The sequence below is a fragment of the Streptomyces atratus genome (assembly GCF_040655115.1).
Classification (GTDB): Bacteria; Actinomycetota; Actinomycetes; order Streptomycetales; family Streptomycetaceae; genus Streptomyces; species Streptomyces atratus_D.
Map to the genome: position 1 here is coordinate 56698 of NZ_JBFAJH010000046.1, position 6900 is coordinate 63597.

Annotated in this window: 6 protein-coding genes; 5 read left to right on the forward strand and 1 reads right to left on the reverse strand. The window is 68.9% G+C overall.

Translation table 11 applies throughout. The annotated features are described in order from the left end of the window. Positions 1 to 10 precede the first annotated feature (10 nt). Positions 11 to 1270, reverse strand: a complete 1260-nt coding sequence (locus tag AB0I23_RS32810; RefSeq protein ID WP_359114799.1) for an ATP-binding protein — start codon at positions 1268 to 1270, stop codon at positions 11 to 13. A 1713-nt stretch (positions 1271 to 2983) separates the two neighbouring features. On the opposite strand from AB0I23_RS32810, the gene AB0I23_RS32815 reads away from it, so the two are divergent. The 5 genes from AB0I23_RS32815 to AB0I23_RS32835 form a co-directional block, all read left to right on the forward strand. Beyond that, positions 2984 to 3562: a carboxymuconolactone decarboxylase family protein gene (locus AB0I23_RS32815; RefSeq protein WP_359114800.1), complete on the forward strand. Its 579-nt coding sequence runs from the start codon at positions 2984 to 2986 to the stop codon at positions 3560 to 3562. Beyond that, positions 3559 to 4425, forward strand: coding sequence for an RNA polymerase sigma-70 factor (locus AB0I23_RS32820; RefSeq protein WP_359114802.1), 867 nt, complete (start codon positions 3559 to 3561; stop codon positions 4423 to 4425). Before AB0I23_RS32815 ends, AB0I23_RS32820 begins: the two co-directional genes overlap by 4 nt. A gap of 107 nt (positions 4426 to 4532) precedes the next feature. Beyond that, complete coding sequence (locus AB0I23_RS32825; RefSeq protein ID WP_436847040.1) at positions 4533 to 5297, forward strand: transposase family protein; 765 nt, start codon at positions 4533 to 4535, stop codon at positions 5295 to 5297. 64 nt (positions 5298 to 5361) lie between these two features. Further along, positions 5362 to 6375 (forward strand): RNA polymerase subunit sigma-70, encoded by a 1014-nt coding sequence (locus AB0I23_RS32830; RefSeq protein WP_359114804.1) that lies wholly within the window; start codon positions 5362 to 5364, stop codon positions 6373 to 6375. 5 nt (positions 6376 to 6380) lie between these two features. Further along, positions 6381 to 6900 (forward strand): RNA-guided endonuclease InsQ/TnpB family protein (locus AB0I23_RS32835; RefSeq protein WP_359114805.1); only part of this gene is annotated, 520 nt, incomplete at its 3' end.

Consider the following 6900-nt stretch of genomic DNA (forward strand, 5'->3'; position numbering starts at 1 on the left):
GTCACAGTGTTTACTCCGAATCGGTGACGGACCGGCCGCTGGTGAGGCCACTTTGGAAATCGCTCCAGATGGCACCGGTGTCCTCCGGGTCCAAGGGGCGGGGCGCTGCGGCGGCGTCATCATCATTGGTGGCTGTCGCTGAGAAACGGCGGCGGCGCTGCGGCAGCTCCGCCGCGGCGGTAGGCGCGGGCGGGTGCGCGGGTGGGTGCGCGGACGAGTCGGCAGTGGCGGGCCGCTTGTGAGCCTGCGGCGCCACGGCGGCTTGGGGAGCCAAGACCGACGGAGGTGTGGCGTTTTCGTCGATCGAGGTCAGCAAGTTCTCAGGAACTGACACCACAGCGCGCACCCCACCATAGGGAGAGGAAGTGTCGATGGAGACGTGGAGGCCGTAGTCGGCCACGAGGCGGCCGATGGCGGCGAAGCCCATAGACGGCGGGTCACCGAGCTCGAGGAGCATCACCTCCTGCTGCTCACCCGATATCAGACCTCGGCCGCGAGCGAGCGCTTCTGAAGTCATGCCCTTGCCGGCATCATCGATCGTGATGCACACACTGCCGTTGCCGGTCTGGATCAAGCTGACGTCCACCATGAGGTCGTCACGGGAGTGCTCCAGCGCGTTGGCCATCAGCTCGGCGCAGACCACGGCAACAGGCTCGGCAGCGCGCCCGACCACGCCGATGTTGGAGACGCTGAGCCGAGAAACGATGTTGATGCGTTCGAAGCCGCGCAGTCGGGAGGAGGCGCCACTGACGACCTCGCTCACGTAGGTGTCCTTGCGGACATGCCCCGGCCAGCCTCCGCACACGATGGCGGATCTCTGCGTGAGGCGCAGGTTCTGCTCATTGAGGTGGTCAGACTCAAGCAGGGTCTGCGTCAGACGGGGCGGCGCGCTGAACTCGTGCTGAAGACCCACGATATTCGTCTGCAACCGATAGGAGAGAGCCTGGGACTCCTGAGTCGCGCCGCGCAGGGCAGCCCGAGCAGCGGCATCGATGCGGCGCCTCTCCTTGAGGACAATTCCAGAGACAGCTTCGGGCAGCGCGTCGAGGAGCCGTCCGGCCTCGGACCCCGCGAGATTCTTGTGCAGCAGTCCGGGGACGGGGTGATGAGAGCTGATCAGGTGCAGTGCGAGAGCGGGAAGCCGTTGGGAGACGAGGTGACGCACTTCGTCGAGAAGCTCCGCCTCGCGAGTATTGGCTTCCTGCGTGCGGGACTCTGCGGTCTCCCTCTTCTGCACCTCGACTCGAGCGCGGCCCTCGGCAGCCTGCACGCGGGAATTGGCGGCCTGCGCCTCCGTGGACAAGTCTCGGCCCCGTCGTATGAGTTTGCGGCGCGAGCGTGCCAGGAGCAGCGCCCAGACTGCTAGGAGGAGGGACAAGACGCCGAGGGCAAGGGCGATTTTTGAGGACAAGGTCACGGAGAGTGGTCCTAGGGGTCGGTCGAGCCTTCGAAGAACGACGCAGCGGTTTACTCCCCCATGGGTGAGTGCCGTCTCCGAAGAACTGGCGGACAGGCGTAACGTGTGGCGATTCGGGAATGGACTTTGGACCGTTCGTGCAGGGCGAAGAAGTGGCACCGCAGACGGACGACTGCGAGGCCGAGACGGGGCCCGATGAATGGATCGAGCCGAAAGCGCAGTCAGCTTACTGGAGTTGATCTCTGCGCGCAGCAGTGGAGGGCCCCGCAGTTACGAGCCAGATGATCTTTGCTTGCCGGGTTCCCGCTGCTCGCACGGCGTGGACAACTAACCCTCCGCCAGCTCGCCGAGCGCACCCTCCAGTGGCCTCGTTGCGCGCTGCTGCGGCGGTCAGTGTTCCCGAACGCCACCGTAAACGGCGCGAGTTCGGTAAGGAACCCGGCGCCCACGCTGTAGATGCGCAGCGACTCGAGGCGGTCGCGCTAGCCGACGGAAGGGCGGTCCGAGAGCCCCTGGCCGATCCGCAACGCGGCCGGAACCGTCTCGCTGGGGAGCTGCACCTGCCGCCGAAGCCGAGTGCCGCACACGAGGCCCGCCCTGCACCGGGCGGGCCTCGCCGCTGTCCTCGGGGCCATGTGATCCGGTCCGCCGGACGGACCGCGCACACCGGCAGCGGGGCCGGCCGATGTGTCGTACCACGAGGACCACCAGGCACGTCTTGCCGACAGAAGCGCCATGCCCCACATCGTCGGGGGCATTGACCTCGACACCGTGAGCGTCGCCAAACAGGAGGAGGACTGGGCCGCGCCCAGCACCCGGGCCCCGGCTGGCGACGGCTGCGCTGGGTCGAACTTGCCCGGCGAACCGGCGACCCGGCCGTACCCGAAGGTCTGATGCCCTCGTACCGCTGCTTTCCCTCGGCCAAGAAGGAGGGCAGCCGGCCACTGGGCATGATCCCGCCGACCGAGGGGAGCCCGGACCGTGAGAGCTGGAACCGGCTGACAGAGGCGGTTCGTCTGCCCTGGGCACACTGATAACGAGCCACCTTGGACCCTTTCCCAGCCTGGGGCGCGAGCGCATCCCAGTTCCTACCCGCTGGGGCCGGACGGCCGCGTGACCAGCCACCTGCGGACCCTGCCCGTCGCGCTGCCACCGATCCACGGCGAGACGATCGGCTCCTGCCTCAGCCGCCTTGCTCCGCACGAGCGATCACCCGGCGTTCCAACACCCAACACCGCCTCGACCACACCGAGTTCAGCCAGGATCCGATCCGCCTCCGCCTGGAGCTCCTCCACCCGCACCCGGGCAGCGGTTTCCCGCTCCTCCAGCAACCCCATCACCGACGCCACCGGCCACCTCCGCATCGTCGAGGCCGAACGGAACGTCCAACCTCTCCCACGACACCAAAACCATGCCCGACCGGCGGAAACTCAGCGATCACATCCGGAAAGACAAAGACAACGGCTTCTGATGATGTGTGTGCGGTGGCGGTGGTTGTCACATCCGCGGGTCCGGCGGTGTCTTCATGGCGTACTGCCGGACAGGCAAACGTCCAAGGAGGACACCATGGCGCTTCGCGTGCCGAAGGCGGAACTTCCCACCGAACTCAGGGAGAACATGATCAAGCAGCTGGGTGAAGTGCCCGAGCCCGTCGAGGTGGCGTGGCACAGCCCCGAGGTCGCCACATCCAACCTGGAGTTCTCGGGCAAACTGGCCGAGTGGGAATCGGCCGACGCGAGCCTGAAGTCGTTCGCGCACATGGCCGTCGCCGTACAGGTCGGCTGCAGCTGGTGCCTGGACGTCGGCTACTTCCAGGCGCAGAACCAGGACCTGAACCTGACCAAGGCGAGCCAGGTGCCGTGCTGGCGGGAGTCGGAGGTGTTCACGCCGCTGGAGCGGGACGTGCTGGAGTACGCCGAGGCCATGACGAGCACTCCGCCGACCGTCACCGACGAGCTGTACGCCGGCCTGCTGGAGCGGCTCGGCGCGGCCGCGATGGTCGAGCTCACCGCGTACATCGCCTTTGTCAACATGGCGACCAGGAACAACAACGCGAACGGGGTCACCTCGCAGGGCTTCTCCGACGCCTGCGAGATTCCGCTGGCCAAGCGTCCTGAGATGTCCGGCGTGGCGTCGTCGGCATGACCGAGGATCCATTCGTCGTCCATCGCAGTCTGCTGTTCACGGTCGCCTACGAGATGCTCGGATCGGCGGCCGACGCGGAGGACGTGCTGCAGGAGTCCTGGCTGCGATGGGCCGCCGTCGACCACGCGCAGGTGAGCGACCCGCGGGCGTACCTCGTCCGGGTCGTCACGCGGCAGGCGCTCAACCGCCTGCGCACGTTGTCGCGCAGCCGCGAGGAGTACGTCGGCGAGTGGCTGCCGGAACCGCTGCTGACCAGCCCTGATGTCGCCGAGGACGTCGAACTCGCGGAGAGCGTCTCGATCGCGATGCTGACCGTGCTGGAGACGCTCGGGCCGGCGGAGCGGGCGGTGTTCGTGCTCCGCGAGGTCTTCGATATGCCCTACGGCGAGATCGCCGAGGCCGTCGGGAAGAGCGCGGCCGCGGTGCGGCAGATCGCGCGGCGGGCACGCGACCATGTGGCGGCTCGGCGGCCGCGGGTGCAGGTGAGCCGGTCGGAGCAGCAGGCCGTGGTGGAGCGGTTCCTGGTCGCGCTGCGGACCGGGCAGATGCAGGAGCTGATGGAGGTCATGGCGCCGGACGTGGTCCTGATCGCCGATGGCGGCGGGCTGGTGGCCGCCGCTCTGGCACCGGTCCACGGGGTCGAGCTGGTGGCGCCGCTGCTCGCGCGCGCACACCGGGTGGTGTCCGCGTTCGACACCACGGCCGTGTGGCTCAACGGCGCGCCTGCGGGCCGGATCGAGTTCGACGGCGAGCCGTCCGCGGTGAGCGTCGTGGTGGAGGACGGGCGGATCACCCGGATCTACGTGGTGAGAAACCCGCGGAAGCTGACACGGCTGGACGAACCGGCCGAACTCGCCAGATAAGCCCGCTGCTGCTGTGGTGTCGTGGGTGCTCCGGGCGGTGAAAACGGCCCGGAACACTCACCACCGCACAATGGTCCGACGGCGAAGTACGGGGCGAACTCGCACGGGTGCGGGCGCAGACGCACCGGGTCGATCTCGCGCTCGCGCAACGATCCCGCTGGCGCCGACTCGACCCCGGCCGGCAGGCCCTGCTCGCCCTGGCCCACCTGCGCAACGGCGACACCCTCACTCGCCCGGCCGTCGGATTCCAGGTCGGGGTTGCCACCGCCTGGCGCTATATCCGCGAGGCGATCACCTTGCTCGCCGCGACCGCCAACGACCTGCATCAGGCGATGACCAGGATCCGGTTGCTGGCCTACGTCATCCTCGACGGCACGCTGATCCCGATCGACCGCGTGCACGATCAGAAGCCGTACTACTCCGGAAAGCACCGACGGCACGGAATGAACGTGCAGGTAATCGCGGATGCGGCCGGACGTCTCGTCTTGGCGTTGGCGGCACTTCCCGGCTCGGCACACGACCTGACTGCTGCGCGAACCCACGGCATCGTCGCCGCGTTGACCGACGCCGACGTGATGACCTTCGCGGACAAGGCGTATCAAGGCGCCGGCGGTTCCGTGCGTACCCCGTTCAAGCGGCACCGATACCGGCCGGAGCTGTCGCGCCGGCAGAAGGCCGTGAACAAGGCCCACGCCCGGATCCGCTGCCGCGGCGAACGCGCCGTCGCCACCCTCAAGACCTGGAAAATCCTGACCAAGCTGCGCTGCAGCCCGTCCCGGACGACCGCAATGGTGCAGGCCATCCTCGTTCTCCACCACGTCGCCGACCTACCAAGGATGAAAACGCTCAGTCATGCCGACCGACCCTGGTGATGAGTTGTCGCGCCCGCACCCGTCACACCTACGACGGGACACGACGAGACGGAAGGATGACGTGATGAGTGCGGACACGCGGCTGGAGGAGTTCGGTGAGAGCGGTCTGGGCGGGAGCGGTCTGGGCGAGGTCGACGAGCCGGCGTTCTCGGGGCTGGCGGAGCGGCACCGGCGGGAGCTGCACGTGCACTGCTACCGGATGCTCGGGTCGTTCGAGGACGCCGAGGACACCGTGCAGGAGACGTTCCTCCGTGCCTGGCGGCGGCGGGAGACCTTCGAGGGGCGTTCGACGTTTCGGGCCTGGCTGTACCGGATCGCCACCAACGCCTGCCTGGACCTGCTCGCCAAACGCCGCCCGGAGCCCGCGACCGGCGGCGAGGTGCTGTGGCTGCAGCCCTACCCGGACCGGCTGCTCGACGAGCTGCCCGCGGGAGACGCGGACGAGCCGGAGACCGTCGCCGTTGCGCGGGAGACGATCGAGCTGGCGTACCTGGTCGCAGTTCAGCACCTCGCGCCGCGCCCGCGGGCCGTGCTGATCCTGCGGGACGTGCTCGGCTGGCCGGCGAAGGACGTCGCGGAGCTCCTCGGGGACTCCGTCAACTCCGTGAACAGCGCGCTGCAGCGAGCCCGCGCTGGCATGCGGGAGCACCTGCCCGCCGAGCGGCAGGACTGGACCGGCGGCGAGGAGGACACCGGGACGCGCGAGCTGGTGCGCCGCTTTACCGACGCCAGCGTGGCCACGGACGTCGACGGGCTCGCCGCACTGCTGCGGGATGACATCCGCTGCTCGATGCCGCCCACGCCGGGCCTGTACGTCGGCCGCGACGCGGTGGTGAACGACTGGGTCGAGAGCGGCTTCGAGGGCATGAAGGGCCTGCGCGCCGTCCTCACCCGCGTGAACCGGCAGCCCGCCGTCGCCTTCTACCTCTGGCGGAAGCGGGAGGGCGCGTACCTGCCGCTGACGATCGACGTCCTGCGCGTCACCGGCGGGGCGATCACCGAGATCGTCATCTTCCACGACGACCAGTTCCCGCGGCTCGGGCTGCCGGAGCGCCTGCCGGCGGACGGCACGGAGTAGTCCCGGTGTGGACGCTCGCGCTGCGCGGTGGCGCGAGTGCCGCGGTGGTCGCGGCGGAATGGTGCGACGCGTTCGGCGTCGTCACCCGCGGGCGGGTGCAGCTGGAGCTGCGCGACGGCGAGCCCGGGCCGGTCCTCGGACGCGGCGCCGGGTTCTGGCTCCGCGGCACCGGCGTCCGCGCCCTGCGCAACCCCGGCCGTCGCACGTCCCGCAAAAAGTCCCGCAAGTCCGCCGAGTACACCACCAGTGGTTTCCGCTTCCGGGACGGCAGGCTGACTCTGGCGAAGATGGCCGAGCCGCTGGACATCGTGTGGTCGCGCCCGCTCCCGGAGGGGGCGAAGCCGTCCACTGTGACGGTCGCCCAGGACAGCGCCGGTCGCTGGTTCGTCTCTATGCTGTGCGACGACCCCACCGTCAAGCCGCTCCCCGTCACGGATGCGGCGGTCGGTGTCGATGTCGGTCTGAACCACCTCCTGACGCTCTCCACCGGTGAGAAGATCGCTAACCCGAGGCATGAGCGCACGG